The 17,150-nt window shown below is 41.0% G+C and carries 13 protein-coding genes; 2 read left to right on the top strand and 11 right to left on the bottom strand.

Going from position 1 to position 17,150, the window contains the following annotated elements; translation table 11 throughout:
• Positions 1-112: 112 nt before the first annotated feature.
• From fdxA to FTU66_RS09950, 6 genes are all read right to left on the bottom strand, one after another.
• Positions 113-436 (bottom strand): ferredoxin FdxA, encoded by a 324-nt coding sequence (gene fdxA, locus FTU66_RS09925; RefSeq protein ID WP_004973093.1) that lies wholly within the window; start codon positions 434-436, stop codon positions 113-115.
• A 213-nt stretch (positions 437-649) separates the two neighbouring features.
• Positions 650-3,289 (bottom strand): DNA mismatch repair protein MutS, encoded by a 2,640-nt coding sequence (gene mutS / locus FTU66_RS09930; RefSeq protein WP_180112757.1) that lies wholly within the window; start codon positions 3,287-3,289, stop codon positions 650-652.
• Positions 3,290-3,839: 550 nt separating this feature from the next.
• Complete coding sequence (locus tag FTU66_RS09935; RefSeq protein WP_180112758.1) at positions 3,840-5,099, bottom strand: OmpP1/FadL family transporter; 1,260 nt, start codon at positions 5,097-5,099, stop codon at positions 3,840-3,842.
• 235 nt (positions 5,100-5,334) lie between these two features.
• Entirely contained in the window at positions 5,335-5,592 is a 258-nt protein-coding gene (locus FTU66_RS09940) for a DNA-binding transcriptional regulator (RefSeq protein ID WP_004973099.1), read from the bottom strand.
• A 145-nt stretch (positions 5,593-5,737) separates the two neighbouring features.
• Positions 5,738-6,172: a DUF2946 family protein gene (locus FTU66_RS09945; protein ID WP_096900944.1), complete on the bottom strand. Its 435-nt coding sequence runs from the start codon at positions 6,170-6,172 to the stop codon at positions 5,738-5,740.
• Positions 6,173-6,321: 149 nt separating this feature from the next.
• Positions 6,322-6,729 (bottom strand): rhodanese-like domain-containing protein, encoded by a 408-nt coding sequence (locus tag FTU66_RS09950; protein ID WP_096900921.1) that lies wholly within the window; start codon positions 6,727-6,729, stop codon positions 6,322-6,324.
• A gap of 243 nt (positions 6,730-6,972) precedes the next feature.
• Here FTU66_RS09950 and FTU66_RS09955 point away from each other — a divergent pair, with 243 nt between their 5' ends.
• Both FTU66_RS09955 and FTU66_RS09960 read left to right on the top strand, forming a co-directional pair.
• Entirely contained in the window at positions 6,973-7,152 is a 180-nt protein-coding gene (locus FTU66_RS09955) for a hypothetical protein (protein WP_096900920.1), read from the top strand.
• Positions 7,153-7,389: 237 nt separating this feature from the next.
• Positions 7,390-8,457, top strand: coding sequence for a maleylacetate reductase (locus tag FTU66_RS09960; RefSeq protein WP_180112759.1), 1,068 nt, complete (start codon positions 7,390-7,392; stop codon positions 8,455-8,457).
• A gap of 74 nt (positions 8,458-8,531) precedes the next feature.
• Here the strand turns inward: FTU66_RS09960 and FTU66_RS09965 are convergent, their stop codons facing one another.
• The 5 genes from FTU66_RS09965 to dnaE form a co-directional block, all read right to left on the bottom strand.
• Positions 8,532-10,526 carry a triacylglycerol lipase gene (locus tag FTU66_RS09965; RefSeq protein ID WP_180112760.1) on the bottom strand — a complete coding sequence of 665 codons (1,995 nt, stop codon included), beginning with the start codon at positions 10,524-10,526 and terminating at the stop codon, positions 8,532-8,534.
• Positions 10,527-10,653: 127 nt separating this feature from the next.
• Complete coding sequence (locus FTU66_RS09970; RefSeq protein ID WP_168417495.1) at positions 10,654-11,556, bottom strand: ABUW_2363 family tetratricopeptide repeat lipoprotein; 903 nt, start codon at positions 11,554-11,556, stop codon at positions 10,654-10,656.
• A gap of 153 nt (positions 11,557-11,709) precedes the next feature.
• A complete protein-coding gene (gene cysE, locus FTU66_RS09975) occupies positions 11,710-12,507 on the bottom strand; it encodes a serine O-acetyltransferase (protein WP_180112761.1) in 798 nt (265 codons plus the stop codon).
• The gene (locus tag FTU66_RS09980; RefSeq protein WP_004973119.1) at positions 12,500-13,348 is read right to left on the bottom strand and encodes an RNA methyltransferase; all 849 of its coding nucleotides are present in this window, start codon (positions 13,346-13,348) and stop codon (positions 12,500-12,502) included. The genes cysE and FTU66_RS09980 overlap by 8 nt, the downstream gene beginning before the upstream one ends.
• A gap of 28 nt (positions 13,349-13,376) precedes the next feature.
• On the bottom strand, positions 13,377-16,940 hold the full coding sequence (dnaE, locus tag FTU66_RS09985; RefSeq protein ID WP_180064582.1) for a DNA polymerase III subunit alpha: 3,564 nt from the start codon (positions 16,938-16,940) through the stop codon (positions 13,377-13,379).
• Positions 16,941-17,150: the final 210 nt, after the last annotated feature.

The following is a 17,150-nucleotide window of genomic DNA, read 5'->3' on the forward strand; positions in this document are numbered from 1 at the left end:
AGTATTCTAATCGAAAATGCTGGTTAAAATTTGAAAATATTGCAATCAAATGTGTGTTTTAGGTATAAAAAAAGATCAGCACAGGACTGATCTTTTTCACAACAAGACGAACTTACTTTTCTAAGTATTGTAATTTGTCTGGTTTGCCATTCCATTCTTCACGATCAGCAGGTTGATCGCCAATTTGTGTAATGTTTGGCCAAGTCTGTGAAAGTTCAGCATTTAGCTCGATAAACACTTCCTGACCTTCTGGTAATTCATCTTCAGAGAAAATAGCGTTGGCAGGACACTCTGGTTCACATAATGCACAGTCGATACATTCGTCTGGATTAATGACAAGGAAGTTCGGACCCTCGTAGAAGCAGTCTACAGGACAAACTTCAACGCAGTCTTGATATTTACATTTAATACAGTTTTCAGTGACAACAAATGTCATGGCGACAGCTACCTAAAAATATGGTTCTAATTCAGAATAGTCTATTTTAGGCAAAAATCACTACAACTAACAATCGCTTTTACTGATATTTGATATAGACAGTGCTGCTAAATTTGATAAAAGGGGGATAAAACCATCAAAAAAACTTATAAATGACAAAGACTCTCAATTGAGAGTCTTTGTTTAGCTCAAATATTTTAGAAATAACAGCGGCTAAGCGTTCAATTGTTCCTTTAAAGCATACAATTGTTCCAGCGCTTGTCGTGGCGTTAAATTATCGACATCTATACTGCGTAATAAATCTAAAGCAGGTGATGGTTTTTCTACCTCTATTACACGTTCAATCACTTCTGGTTCAGCTGAGCTTGTTGCTGGTGCAAATAGGTCATCTTGAACGGCTAAATTGACATTTTTGTGCTGCTGTTTTTCTAAAATTCTTAAACGGTTTTGCGCTTCTTTAATCACATTGGCTGGAATGCCTGCCAATTTTGCCACTTGCAAACCGTGACTTTGGCTTGCAGGACCTTGTTGAACTTTGTGCAAGAGAATCAGGTTGCCATTCATTTCTTTGGCGGTTACGTGGTAGTTATCCACCCCAGATTCTTTGCTTAATTCGGTCAATTCAAAATAATGCGTTGCAAATAGGCATAAACATTTGATGCGTTTGCTTAAATCCAACACACATGCCCATGCCAAAGATAAGCCATCGTAGGTACTGGTTCCGCGACCAACTTCATCCATCAGCACCAAAGACTGTGAGGTTGCATGGTGTAAAATTTGTGAAGTCTCAGTCATTTCGACCATAAAGGTCGATTTACCTGTCGATAAATCATCGGCAGAACCAATACGGGTAAACACGCGATCAATAGGACCTAATACGGCTGTTTGGGCAGGCACATAACTACCACAATAGCCAAGTAGGGCAATGAGTGCGGTTTGACGCATATACGTTGATTTACCGCCCATATTCGGGCCAGTAATAATTGCCAAACGATGATTGTAGTCGAGTAAAGTATCATTCGGTGTAAAGGCGGTTTTACTCAAGGCCTCAACAACAGGATGACGTCCTGCAGTAATTTTAATTCCAATTTCAGGGCTATATTCAGGGCGTGCCCAATTGCGTAAACGTGCTTGATGGGCAAAGTTTGCCAATAGATCAATTTGTGCAATCGCGCTGCTCATCATTTGTAATTGAGCAATGTCTTGGCGTAATTCATCCAATAGCATTTCAAATAGCATCTTTTCACGGGCTAAAGCACGGGACTCGCTAGACAGGACTTTATCTTCAAAACTTTTTAGCTCTGGGGTGATGTAGCGTTCTGCATTTTTTAAAGTTTGACGACGGATATAGTGTTCAGGTACTTGCTCGGCTTGGGCGCGAGTGAGCTCAATGTAGTAACCACTGACACGGTTGTAGCCAATTTTTAAAGTTGGGATACCGCTTTCTTGGCGCTCTTTGACTTCTAAATCAATCAGGAATTGCCCCGCATGATCACGGATTTTGCGTAGTTCATCGAGTTGACTGTCAAAACCCTCTGCAATGACATTGCCATCACGCAATAGTACAGGTGGGTTTTCTACAATTGCCTGCATCAGGCGTTGATGCAGTCCATGAAAATCGCCCAGTTCTTCATTCAGGTTTTGAATGAGTGCGGATTGTTGTGCAGAAACAATGGGCTGTAAGGCATGACGCAAATAGGGAATTTGCGCACAGGCCTGACGTAGTTGTACCAAATCACGTGGGCGTGCGCTACCGAGTGCGACACGACTCAGCACACGTTCAATATCACTAATTTCTTTCAGTACCAAACGCACAGGCGACTCATGGTAACCTTGTATTAAGGCTTGAATTGCATCCAGTCTTGCATCTAACAATGCCGTGTCACGCAAAGGTTGCATCAAGGTACGACTCAGTAAACGGCTACCCATGGCAGTTTGGCAATCGTTAATCAGTTGGAATAAAGAAGTGCCGTGTTCAAATAATGGTTCAACCAATTCTAAATTACGTCGGGTCACAGGATCAAGCGCAATAAAATCGCTGCTTTGTTCTAATTGAATACTGCGAATATGTGGTAAAGCCGTTTTTTGGGTTTCTTTGGCATAGTGTATTAACGCTGCCGCTGCTGCTTTGGCTAAGGGCAAATGATCAATACCAAAACCTGAAAGTGTCGATACAGCAAACTGATCACAAAGCGTTTTTTGCGCATTGTTTAGGTTGAAATCGACATTTGGGCGTTTGGTCACAGGGCAGTCAAGTTGCTTTTTAACCTGTTCAATAATATTCGGATCGACAATATCTTCATCGACCACAATTTCGCTTGGCATTAAACGAGAAAGTTCAATCGCGAGTTGTTCAGGCAAATAATCCATTTGCTGAACTTTAAAAATCCCTGCACTTAAATCCAGCAACGCGATACCAATTTGGTTTTGCTGTAAGCATAAAGAGACCAAGTTGGAAGATTGATGACTGTTGAGCAGGGCATCATCGGTGAGCGTACCAGGGGTGATAATCCGTACCACTCCACGCTCTACAGGACCTTTGCCTGTTACCTCGCCAATTTGCTCACAAATTACCACGGTTTCGCCTTTTTTGACCAAGCGAGCGAGATAACCTTCAGCAGCATGATATGGCACGCCCGCCATTGGAATAGGTTTGCCACTAGTTTTACCACGGTGGGTGAGGGTAATGCCTAAAAGTTTGGCAGCTTTGTGTGCATCATCAAAAAATAATTCGTAGAAATCGCCCATGCGATAGAACATTAAAGAATGTGGATGTTCCATCTTCACCCGTAAGTATTGCTGCATCATTGGAGTGTGTGAAGATAGATCAGCCATGATTTCTGTCATGTTCATGCAGTTGAAGTCCTTTAATTTGAAGCGTAATTTAAGTGTAAGTATGTGACTAGCTTATTTTACGCCATCTTAGTCAAATTAGTGAACCTGCATGTCATTGTTGCTCGCTCTCTAACGAGTCGAACATCGAGCGGTTTAAGCTTTTAAATGGATAATATTCAATTGATCGGGTGTGTTAGTGAGCACACAGCCATAAAAAATATCGCCCATAAAATCTAAACCCACAGTTTCAAAAATGATATCGCATAGCTCAAAGAGCTTAGCTGTTGAAAATGTATGATTTGCGAAGTTAAAAGTGAAAATTATTGTGTCATTTGGCTGAATTTTACTGAGTTTTTCGTGTAATTCATCGTTATAAAAAGCATCGAAATTTGATTGTTTTCTATGGATTCATTTAGAAAGTAGTGCATGTTGTAACATTATGCTTTGCATGGTCTTATTTCTAGCTAAAAGCCGTACTTTGGAAAAACTTTATCACAATCAAAGTAAAAAAAGCCATCATCTTTTCAGATCATGGCAAGCTATTATTCAAACTCAAGCTATGTAGAATTTAAAAATTCAAACTATATGACACGCCCAAAATATTTTGGCTCATGCTTAAATTGGCTTCGCCACCACCAAAATCAGCGGGGATAGAGTTGTTACCTTGCACTGTTTCTTTGAGTGCGTGTGTATAAGCCACACTTACATTTTGTTGATCATCGAGTTGCCAAGTTGCACCAACACTTAAATGCTCTTGTACCACACCTGGTGCCAAAATATTTAGGAAGGTTTGATCATTTTTAACAGGCTGATCGTTATAGCTATAACCCGCACGTAAAGTCAGTTTTTCTGAGGCTTGATAAGTCGCTGAAATTTTATAGCCATTGATGTCATCCCATCCAAAACCAGGACCTTGTGTTGTGCCAAATTTATTGTTTGCGAATAATTGATCCAGTTTATTGCCAACAGAATCTACATCTGAATAATTAATGCGTAAGTAATCTGTCGCGACTGATAAAGCAGGGGTAAGTTGATAATTTAAACCTACACCATAGCTTTCAGGTACGTCAAAATCACCTTGTTTGGCAAATAAACCTTCATATTTCTTAAAGCGGCTGGCATTAATTTTAGATGAATAGCTTGCACCAAGGGTCAGTTTATCATTTGGTTTTGCCGACCAGCCAATACGTGCACCTACGCCGTATGAATCGTCATTGCCACGATCGCTAATTGCCGCACCGTTTGACGAAGCACCACCAAAGACATCACCAGCAAAACCTTGTGCACTAAAACGTTGATATAAAATATTTGCAGCCAAGGCTATAGATTGATTTTCTGCATATTTCCAAGATAAAGCAGGTGAAATAAAGGCTTGGGTTAATGAAATACCTGCGCTTCCTGTATTATCATAAACTGCATAAGGATTATTTTTATAATTGGTATTCATGCCACCATTGCCATAAACCGCAATACCCGCAGTGACTTGTTCATTCACTGGGTGAACATAACCTACATCTGGAATTACAAAGTATTTACGGCTATTGCCATCATACTGACCATTTGCTCCATAACCATTTCCTGTAATTTCAGACTCACGATCTGGAGAGAAAATAGTTAAACCTGCATCAACACGCTTATCTAACCAGCTCAAACCCGCTGGGTTGCTTGCAATAGTCAGACTGTCCTGAAAATTGGCAATAGCTGTGCCTGCGTTTCCTTGAGATTTCACACTATATGCATGCATGAAATATCCTGTTGTTGCAAAAGCAGATGTTGAAAACAAAGGTGCGATAACAGCAATTGAGATAAAAGAAGATAGATATTTCATGAGAATATAGATCGAGTAAAAACAATATATGCAGCAGTATATTGAAAAGTTGTATTCTTGTATTTGAATATAAATTCATATCTTTATTCTATTTTTGAATATATAGCTATGAAACAGCAAGGGTATTCATTCTATATGTATATCAAAATGATGCTTCAACTCTTTTGACCAAAGAAGCTCCCTTGGGAGCTTCTTTATTGATTTACATTGCTTTAATTCATAATTATAAAGTGCTTTATGCCAAGTTTTCTAACACAAATTGTGGCGATTTAATAAATAATCGAATCAATGCTTGAGCAGAACTCGACGGTTGACGGACACCACGTTCCCAACTTTCTAAAGTTCGGGCAGAGATACACAATTTTGCCGCAAGTTCAGTTTGTGAAATATTCATTTTTTGCCGAACTTTAATGATCTGTTGTGCTAAATCCAAACAAGCCGTTTGCTCTACAGTATGATTCACATGATTATGACTGTGTTGAAGCAGATGCATAGTTATCTCCTCCTTAGGGTCGAATAAACAAGTCAATGAGTTATTAAAATAAGTATTGTCCTACAGCTGCATAAATTTGATACTGCAAAATTTACACTTTAGAGTGAAGCAAAGATGGCAACACTGTAAGAAATGATAAGAAAATTCAAGAGTCAAAACGAGGCGGAGCACGACCTTGTGGTAGAATAAAAAGCGGCTCAGTTTGAAATAGTGTTGGTGTAAACGATGTTTTAAAAGACAAAATCCGAATTTGCGTTCGGACTAAAATTGGTCTGAGTTTGTTTTCAAATAATGGTAGTGCAAAACTATAAACTAGACAGTATTCACATTCATGATCTGTATGCGCCGCATCTTCAGATGATGCATGTTCGTGTGAACTTTCAAGTTCCAATGCAACATGAGTCGCAGTTTCATGGTGTGTAGATGAATACGAAGAATGGGGTGCGGTGCGTTCTAAAAATAATGCTTGGGCAATAGTTTCACAGACAGAGGAAAAATGTTGTTTCTCTGGCAATAAAGGCTGTAGGAACACAGCGACTTGTAACAAGATTGCAAATAATCCTAGCAATCTGCCCAACATCATAAACACTGTATCAATCTTTTATTCAATTTATTCATGTAATACTATAACAAAAATGCCAATGATAAATATTGAAGTATTACACGAAGTTTTAATTAATATTTAACCTTAATATTGAGCGTTATTTAAGCATTCAACAGACCCTAGTATCATCTTGTAAAAGAAACTGTCGGAAAACCTGCTTCCAGCCAAGCTTGCATACCACCTTGCATTGAATAGACTTTCTCGAAACCCATTCTTTGTAAGGCTTGAGTGGCAAGTGCAGAACGCGCACCAGTACCACAAAGTAAGTAAATATCTCGTTCAGCCAGATTGGTAAGGGCACGTTCAACATCGCAATAGTGGTTTACTACAGGGTGTTGTGCAATTTTCATTTCTAACATGCCGCGTGGAAAATTCACTGCACGGTCTATTGCACAAGCCTGATGTTCTTCAGGTTCTCGTACATCAATCAAAATAATATCGGGATGTTGCAAATATTTTTCATGCAATTCTTGCACGCTAATTTCTGTAATTTCACTTTTGGCTTCAGTGATTAGTTGATCTGGTGTTTTCATTCATCCACACTCATTTATTTTGAGTCTATATAATATAATATTATATATTTAATAAGATTTTATTATTGTTAGGAAATGTGTCTGATCGAATATCGTTGTGATTTTCTATAAAAAACATTTTAAATCAGGTGTTTAAATCCTAATAAAATTTAAGCCATCAATTGATCAAAAAGTCATATCTTATTCAACTATAAGGTATATACTAGATTTAACACTTTTGTTTGATTGTTCAGGGGACGTAAAATGCCTGCAAGATTTTTTGGAATTTTTCTGGGTTTAATTGCAGCGGTATTAATCATTGGTGGATTATTCATCAATATGATCAGTGGTGAAGCTACCGTCGTAGAATACTGGATTTTATTGTTGCTTCCATGTTTCGGTGTGCCAATTTTATCTGCAGTGTGCCTAAAAGAAATTGATTAAGCACAAAAGTACAAGTTTTCTTTACATTAAAATTGATAGCTGATTGATTCATCGCATTTGATTTTAATGATACAAAAACCCATGAGATCATGGGTTTTTGTTTTTTATAGCAAAAATAGTTGGTCTTGAATCTTTATTTGAATATTTGCAAAGCAGCGTTGCAGAATTGGGCTGTTCAGCAGCCTAGTCATAGTTATATGCTATTAAAATCTAACGACAATATTTAAGCTCAATAACATGCAAGTATTCCATTATCAGGCATTGCCAATCGATGTTCACTTTGGCGTAGGTCATCTGCAAAAAATCCAAGAGATTTTACGTCCTTATGCCTATCAGCGTATTTTAATTATTACTACTGCAGGGCAACAAGCCGCAGGCGAGCGTTTATTGGCACAAATCCAAGACATGGCTGTAGCGGTCTATCCTCATGCGGTGATGCATGTGCCAAAAGAGGTTGCAGATCAGGCCATTCAAGATGTGCAGCGTTTAGGAGTAGATTGCTGTTTGGCATTAGGCGGTGGCTCTGCGATTGGTTTAGCCAAAGCGATTGCCTTAGAAACTCATTTGCCGATTATTGCAATTCCGACCACTTATGCAGGTAGTGAAATGACAGCGGTGTATGGCATCACCGAAAACCAGCTGAAAACCACAGGCAAAGCAGCTCAAGTTTTGCCTAAAGTAGTGATTTATGATCCTGAATTGACACTCAACTTACCCACTGAAATTTCGGCATGTTCGGGCATGAATGCGATGGCACATGCAGTTGAGGCATTATATGCACAGGATAAAAATCCCATTGTAAGTTTAATGGCGCTAGAGGCGATTACTCAACTGGCACAGGCTTTACCTGAAATTGTGCAAGCGCCTCATAATATGCAGGCACGTGAACACGCTTTATATGGTGCATGGTTGGCTGGTGTGTGTTTGGGTTCGGTGGGGATGGCAATTCATCATAAAATTTGCCATAGCTTAGGTGGACGTTATCAGTTGCCACATGCGCAAACCCACGCCATTGTGTTGGCGTATTCAGTGTATTACAACCGACATGCAGATATTGCTGCAATGAATCAACTGGCAGCAGCTTTAAATGTGTCAGATCGGGAACAGTTGGGCTTGGCGATTTATCAGCTTAACCAAAGATTGAATATTCCAATGGCACTTAAAGATTTAGGATTACCCGAAACAGCACCTGCCCAAGTGGCACGTATTATCTGCGATAGTCCATATTATAATCCACGCGAATATGACTATGCCGAATTAGAGGCCTTATTGACCAAAGCTTATTGGGGACAAGCACCAATCTAATACTGCTAAAAAATAGCATGATAGATAAAAAACCGAAGCCACTTAGACTTCGGTTTTTTATTTGCCGTGACGGATTACGGTTTATACAAGCCTAAATCTTGCAAATGTAATCTAAGAATACGTCGCAGTTCCAATACAGCTTCTGGCGTTTCCTGAATGGAATGTCCGCCTTTAATAATTTTTTCTGAAACAGCGCCATCTAAGTGGGCACTGTTGTAATGCACCACATCGTCATTCATTAACAGATGCTCAGTGCTGTCGGTATTATTGCCAATAATACTGTGATATTTAAATCCTTTGACAGGCAAAATATCTTCAGTTAATTCCGTAAATTTGGAATTTTTACTTAAATCACTCGGTCCATTTTGAATGACGCCATGCCCAATTTCTTTGGTTAGATTTTTTAAATCGACTTCATGTTGCTGCAAGGTATCCGCAAACGCGCTTAAAAATGCAGTCGGTAAGCGAATGACTTTACGTGCTGCAAGGGTAAACCAACGGTCGGCAAACTCTGTACCACGGTGTGGAGCCGCTAAAAAAATTGCCCGATCAAAATTTGTGATGGGTTTAAGTCGCAAACGGGCTTGCAATAACGGATCAGATTTAAAGCGTTCCAGACGTCTGTTCTTCAGCATTTGCATTGCAGGTTGGGTAAGGTCAGTATCACTCACCAGTAATCGAGCTAAAATACCACCCATACTGTGTCCAATCACCACAGCATCTTTTTTGGCTGCAGCAGAAGAGTTGACCTGTTTAAAACCTTGTTGCAATAAAGCATAAATTTGGAAACGACTTTCTAAAATAGGCATATTGGTTGAATAAAAAACTTGCCACACTTGAAAATTTTCCCGCAATACAGGATCACCCATAATATCGTTGGTTAAACGCACCCACGCTTCAGGGCTGCTGGCAAGACCATGAATCAGTACAATCACTTTTTTGTTAGGGTTATAAGGTTCCAGCAAATACAGATGAGGCATACTTAGGCGTTCTTCACGATCAATCAGTGAAAGATAAGCCGATTTACCCAAGTTATTCTGTGCCAACCACAAGCCATAAGGCGCAGAAAAGTTTGCCGCCAATGGATAGTTCTTTTGAGCAATATTTGCAGCTTCGTATTTATAAGGATCGTAAGCTTTTAGCTTAAATTGTGAACTATATAAAATATCTTCAATTGAACGAGCGCTAAGTGGTTCTGCGGTGAGGGTTGCTGCTAAATATCGTGCTTGGTGAATGTTTGGATTTTTTCCAGATGGATAGTCGTGTTTCAGTGGGTCAATAATATATTTACTTTGGCTGATGTCATCATTTGGGTTTTCAGGTAATACCACCAAAAACTCAGAACCAAAACCATCACGGCGGGTAATAGAGCGTAAACCCGAAAAGTTTAAGTTATAGGTCGACATCAATTGCTGAATTTTTTGTTGTTTCAACTGTGGATAGTGATCAAAATCGATTTCATAAATGCTGTTGCCGACACGAATTTGATGTTGTAATTCGTTGTGTTTATGTCGTAGTGCATAGCTACTGACCAGTTTGGCAATCGCCTGATTATAAAAATCGCGAATTTGGACTTGGCGGTTGTCAAAAATACGGTCTTGTGGAGCACGTTTGGTCTGAAACATGTAGGCATAACTGTAACGAATGCTTTGATCCAGCATATTTAATTGCTGATCTAAACATTGTTCATAATTGGCCTGATTAATTTTCTGTTGTTCTTCCGATCTTTTACTATTCAGAATACCAATTTTGCAGGACGAGGAGTTTTCCAGTGCAATGGCTTTGGCTAAATATAATTCACTTGCCGTAGACAGTAATTGTTCATCTTGGATCTGTGGAATTTGCTTCAGCGCGCTGACACATTCTGCAGGTTGTTGGGCACAAATAGTGGCTTCACGTCCTGTCATCGATAGCACATTCAAACTGGCTTCACTGATTTTTTTGCGTGACAAAATGCTATCGCGTTCATTGGCGATACTGACTTTTAAAGCTTGATTTTTGACACTCACTACCTGACAACCAGACAGCAGTGTTGTACTGAGCAGTGCAGCAATCACAATTTTATTCATGGAAAGTCTGGCTTAATTTTTAAGATTTTTTTCCATCATACGTTTTTTTAGGCGTAATTCAATTGCTTAGCCATAAAAATAGACCGTCGAAACGGCCTATTTTAAGGTATTTTTGTATCGGTGCAGATTAAGTGCGTGGTGCAATCACTTGCCAAACATTCCAGCGACCTTGTTTTTCAATTTCAGCAATTAAACGGTCTGCAACTTCAGCTTCTTGCGGGTATTTGATTTTGTAGTTTTTCAGCGTTTGTACCGCATTTTTCTTTTGTTCTAGCGCAATATAATTATTGGCTGCAGACAAATAAGCTTCCTGCACACCCGCTTTCATCGCTTTGTCTAAATATGAAATTGCTTCACGATGACCACCACCTTCAGACAGGCCAAAACCAAACCAGAAGTTGGCTTCTGCATCTTCCTGATTAATTTTTAAAATACGCTGTGCATAGCTGAGTGAACGGGTAGTGTAGATAGAACCTAAGTCAAGGTTACGTGCCATGACGCTGGCTTTAAATGCACGCATTAAAATATCAAAAGAGGCATTTTCATTGGCTGCCAAAGTGTCTAGTTGTGCGGTTACTTCTTTAAGTTTGGCTTCAAAACCACGGCGTTCCTGACGCTCACTAAAACGTGGCGGATAGTGACGTGCCTTACCTTCAACCAGTTGTAAGAAATCATCAATTTCAGTGATGTCTATTTCATTTTCGCCCGCCAAGGCCGCAAACTTTAAGCTGCGTTGATTGTTATTCACCGTAGGTACAATCAATTTGTTCTGATCTAAAGTGATGCTTTGGCTTGGATTGTTCGGGTCAGTCACCACCATTTTGGTGACAGGCTGTGCTGCTGCTTTTTGTAGGTTAATTTCAAACGGAGGTGGGGCATCGTAATTAAAAGGGTTTAAGGCATAAAATGGTGCGCTTAATTCAGGTTCTGTAAAAACGATAGGTGGTTTCACTTCTTGTTTTGGTGTTGCTACACAAGCGCTGACGAGCGTCGCGGCAAGGATGCTGAGTGCCAAAGGCTTAAGGGTCATGGTGTTCTTCCGTTCAATTTATTTTAAAAGTGAGTGGTGATTGTGTTAGATGAAAATATTGCATGTTGGTCAGTCTAAGAAATCTGTTCCGAACATGCAATACAAATGAGGGGGCTTGGTTACACAGTGATACGAAGTTTTTAAAGCAAAAGATTATTTGCTTTGAGTTTCACATTCACGTCTAACATCTTCAATTATTTTTAATTCTTCAGCGCTATACGGTTGTTCATCTTGTTGCTGACTTTTAAAGGTTGGATCAAGCAAAGATAAACGCTGACATAACAAATTCATACGTTTTTCATTCTGTTGTAAACGGTCAAGTAACACACGCATACCGTCAAGCACGGGGTCAGATTGATCTTCAGTCGCGGCATAAGGTTGGAAACCAATGCTGGCTGCATAATCACGACGACGTGCTTCCTGATCATCGGCAGGTTTATTTTTCATAATAAAGCGCGCAGGGTTACCCACAGCAGTTGCGCCTTCAGGTACTTCTTTGGTCACAACCGCATTAGAGCCAACTTTGGCATTTTTATGTACGGTGAATGGGCCTAGAATTTTCGCGCCTGCACCGACTACTACGCCATCTTCCAAAGTTGGATGACGTTTGCCTTTATTCCACGTTGTGCCGCCTAAAGTCACGCCATGATATAAGGTGACATCATCACCAATTTCAGCAGTTTCACCAATCACCACGCCCATGCCATGGTCAATAAAAAAGCGACGACCAATTTTTGCACCTGGATGAATTTCAATTCCTGTAGCAAAACGGCTAAATGACGAGAGTAGACGTGCCGACCCCTTGCAGTCTCTGTTCCATAATTCATGCGCCACACGATGCATAATTAAAGCGTGAATTCCTGGATAAGTGGTTAAGACTTCAAGTGTATTTCGAGCAGCAGGATCGCGCGCGAAGACAGCTTGAATGTCTTCTTTGAGCTGTTTAAGCATTAGTTTGATCCTCGTCCTGTGTTGATGTAGATTTTTTCCATGAACCGTTATTCATTGCTTGTACGCGGCTAAAAATACCGCGAAGTAAATGGTATTCCATACGATCTAATTGTATACGTCCGAAAAGCCGACGCAAGCGCAAAGGCAATAATCGTGGATTTTTTGGATCCATAAATTCAATTTCTGCCAGCATTTTTTCTAAATGTGGATAGAACTGTTGCATTTGTTCATGGTTGACCAAAGGTTCATCCCATTGCATCGCTTCAGAATCTGTCACTTGCATCGTCGCTGCAGGATCGGCAATTTTTCCGACAATATCGATGGCAGCCATACGCATTTCATAGCAAATCACTTGAATGGCTTGAGCAACATTGAGCACACCATATTCTTCATTGACAGGAATCGTCACGTGATAATTCGCCAAAGCCAGCTCTTCATTGGTTAAACCACGATCTTCACGTCCAAAAATAATGGCAACATTTTGCCCATGCTGTGCCACAGCATTTAACGACTTTTCTGCCGCAGGGCGTGCATCTAAGAGTGGCCAAGGAATAGTACGACTACGTGCACTGGTGCCAAAGACCAAATGGCAGTCGGCAATTGCATCTTCGAGCTGTTCAACCACTTCAATCTGTTCAATTAAATCGGTTGCACCTGCCGCCAAAGCATCAATATCTGGATGCGGATAGGTTTTTGGGTCAACCAAAACCAATTTACATAGCCCCATGGTTTTCATGGCGCGTAAGGCGCTACCGATGTTGGCAGGCAGGGTGGTATTCACCATGACAATACGCACGTGGGAGAGGTGTGCGGCAACAGCTGCATTGTCGGTTTGACTCATAACAAATCCAGATGGGTTAAATTTTTAATTAAGAATATTGATCAACTTCGGTATGGTATAAATCCATAGCATCATCCATGCTCATATCAGCAGGTGGTGGAGCAATCGATGCAGGTTTCGCCACATCGACAGCTTTCGCGGCTTTGGATTTCACTTGATATTCGATATGCAGGCTTTCTTTACCAAAATAGTCACGCAATTTGACCAAGGCTTCATCTAAGGGTGCGATTTTCCACTGAATGCCCAAATGTAATTCTGCAGTGGCATAAGCATAGTCAAGGTGCAATAAAACAGGAATATGCGTGCATAAATCCACATTACAATAAGGCAGCAACATATTTTGTAAGTCTTGACTCAAGGTCTTGCTTAAATGTTCTGCGTGCAAGTGAATTTGAATACTATTGGCGCGTTTTTGACGAATTTCATTCAAGCTAAACGCTTTGGTTAAGCGTCCCATTGGGCGGTCAAAACCTTCACGTTCGTAAATTTCGCCTTCAATCACCACCACTTTTTCAGTTTGTACAATATCTTTAAAGCGTTGGAAGCGCTCATGGTTGGCAGATACTTCAATACGTGCCGTACCATCATCTAAAGTGACCACCATCCGATTTGGGAAGTTGGCGACATCCACCACCAAGCCTGCAAAGACGGTGGTCACGCCACGACGGGTTGGCGTCAGTTCATTAATTTTACTTGGAATAAAGGCTTTTAATTCATTGCGATAGACATCAATCGGGTGACCAGTGAGGTAAAGTCCAAGTGTGTCTTTTTCACCTTTAAGTCGGACTTCATCTGACCATGGTTTTACAGGTTTGGCAGGCTTACGTTGTACTTCTTCAACTTCACCAAATAAATCCATGATGCCTGTTTCACGGTTGGAACGTGCTTGTTCCGCCGCTTGTACCGCTTCTGGCAATTGTGCCATTAAACTTGAGCGTTCGATGCCTAAACAGTCTAATGCACCCGCACGAATTAAGGCTTCAAGGGTTCGTTTGTTGATTTTTTTCAAATCAATACGATGACAGAAGTCAAATAAATCGCGGTATGGACCTTCTTTTTGGCGAGAATCAATCACCGATTGCATGGCTTGTTCGCCCACGCCTTTAATTGCGCCAAGTCCGTAGACAATGGTGCGTTCATCGCTGGCGTGGAAATGATACAAAGACATATTTACCGAAGGTGGTAAAACTTCCAGACCATTGTGGCGACAGTCATCAATCAGGAACACCACGTTATCGGTGTTTTGCATTTCCGACGACATTACCGCAGCCAAGAATTCGGCAGGGTAATGTGCTTTCAGCCATGCCGTCTGATAGGCAACGAGGGCATAAGCAGCCGCGTGGGATTTGTTAAAACCGTAGCCTGCGAACTTTTCCATATAGTCGAAAATATGGTTGGCTGTGGCGGCATCAATGTCTTTTTTCGCAGCACCTTCAATAAAGATTTGGCGCTGTTTCACCATTTCTTCAGGTTTTTTCTTACCCATAGCACGACGTAGTAAGTCCGCACCACCGAGGGTATAGCCTGCACAATACTGTGCCGCCTGCATTACCTGTTCCTGATAAACCATAATGCCGTAGGTTGGTTCAAGCACACCTTCTAGCAAAGGATGCAGATACTCAAACTCGCCACCGTGCATACGGTGAATAAAGTCTGGAATGAGATCCATCGGGCCAGGACGATACAAGGACACGAAGGCAATAATTTCCTCAAATTTGCTTGGGCGTGCTTCTTTCAGCATCTTTTTCATGCCCACGGATTCAAACTGGAATACCGCTGTGGTGTTGGCATTGGCAAAGACTAAATAGGCGTCTTTATCGTCCAATGGAATATGGGCAATATCTAGCGGTGTATCGGCTTGGATGCGTTTATTGATATTTTGTACTGCATCTTCAATAACCGTCAGGTTACGTAAACCCAAGAAGTCAAATTTGACCAAACCTGCCGATTCAACATCGTCTTTATCGTATTGTGCAACACGGGCGGTTCCATCAGCATCGCACATAACCGCAGAAAAGTCGGTGATTTTGGTTGGTGCAATCACCACACCACCTGCGTGTTTGCCTGTGTTGCGGGTAATGCCTTCAAGTTTTAAAGCCATTTCCCAAATTTCTGAAGCATCGTCATAGTCTGGGTTAGATGGATTGGTCACCACATCTTTCAGCTGTGGTTCGGCTTCAATTGATTCTTCCAAACTAAGCCCTAAAGGTTTAGTTGGAATCAGTTTAGAAATACGGTCTGCCAAACCATAAGACTTGCCCAAAACCCGTGCGACATCTCGAATCGCACCTTTGGCGGCCATAGTACCGAAAGTGGCAATTTGTGATACCGCATCACGTCCATAGGTGCGTGCCACATAATCAATGACTTTATCGCGTCCTGCAATACAGAAATCGACGTCAAAGTCGGGCATGGATACACGTTCTGGGTTTAAGAAACGTTCAAAGAGTAGTTCATAACGCAATGGGTCTAAGTCGGTAATTTTTAAGCTATAAGCGACCAATGAGCCTGCGCCTGAACCACGACCCGGCCCAACAGGTACGCCATTATTTTTAGACCATTGAATAAAGTCCATGACGATGAGGAAGTAACCCGGGAAGCCCATCGAGTTAATAATATTAATTTCGTATTCAATTCGTTCATCATAAGGTTTGCGAATTTCTGCCCAGTCTTCATCGCGCTGTGTGACAGGATAGAGCACATTTAGACGTTCTTCTAAACCTTGTTTGGATAGGTGCGCGAAGTAGGTATCAATGGTGTGTCCGTCTGGAATTGGATAATCTGGAAGGAAATATTTACCCAATTGCAGCGTGACGTTACAGCGTTTGGAAATATGATAGCTGTTTTCAATAGCACTTGGAATGTCGGAAAATAATTCCGTCATTTCTGCAGTAGTTTTAAAATATTGCTCAGGACTATACGTTTTAGGACGACGGTTATCCCCTAAAACATAACCATCGGCAATACAAACTCGCGCTTCGTGCGCTTCATAATCTTCACGGCGGACAAAGTGCACATCATTATGTGCCACCACGCCAATATTATATTTTTTAGCTAATTTAACCGCTTCGGCAATAAAAGCATCTTCATCGGGACGATCTGTACGGGTCAGCGCCAAATAGACCCGATTACCAAATTTTTCTATCCATTCTTCTAGCAACGGTTCGGCTTTTTGTGGATTGGACGTGATCAGCATTTTGCCGACATCACTTTGAATGCCGAGTAACAGAATCAGATCATCGGCTTGTTCTAAAATCCATGCTTTATTGACGCAAGGGATATTGAGTTGCTGACCTTCAATATAGCCACGCGACACCAGTTCGGTCAGATTGCGCCAGCCGTGATTGTTCATCGACAATAGCGTCACACGATGATCGGCATCATTTAAACGCAGCACTGAACCTAAAATCGGTTTGATGCCTTGCCCCAAACATTTGCCATAAAACTTTACGGCAGCGTGCAGGTTAGAGAGATCGGTCAATGCCAAAGCAGGCATTTCTTCATTGACTGCAGCTTTAATCAAGTCAGGTACGCGTACAATCGACTCGGTAATCGAAAATTCTGTATGTATACCTAAATGAACAAAGCGCATGAATCAGTCCCTTAAAAAATCACGGGTTAGTTTAGCATGCTCTGCTCAAGACAAAACATGCTGCAAAGTTTTTCCTACGGTTTTCGATGATCTTGACCGTATATCAAAATTTCAGTTTTTTGGATGTTGATATGGCGTGAATCACGTATGCATGGAGAAGGAGTGTGGTTTTAACCCCTTACACACTCATACGAGTAGCAAGGAGTTAAA

This window comes from Acinetobacter sp. YH12131 (assembly GCF_013418635.1).
GTDB classification, from domain to species: domain Bacteria; phylum Pseudomonadota; class Gammaproteobacteria; order Pseudomonadales; family Moraxellaceae; genus Acinetobacter; species Acinetobacter towneri.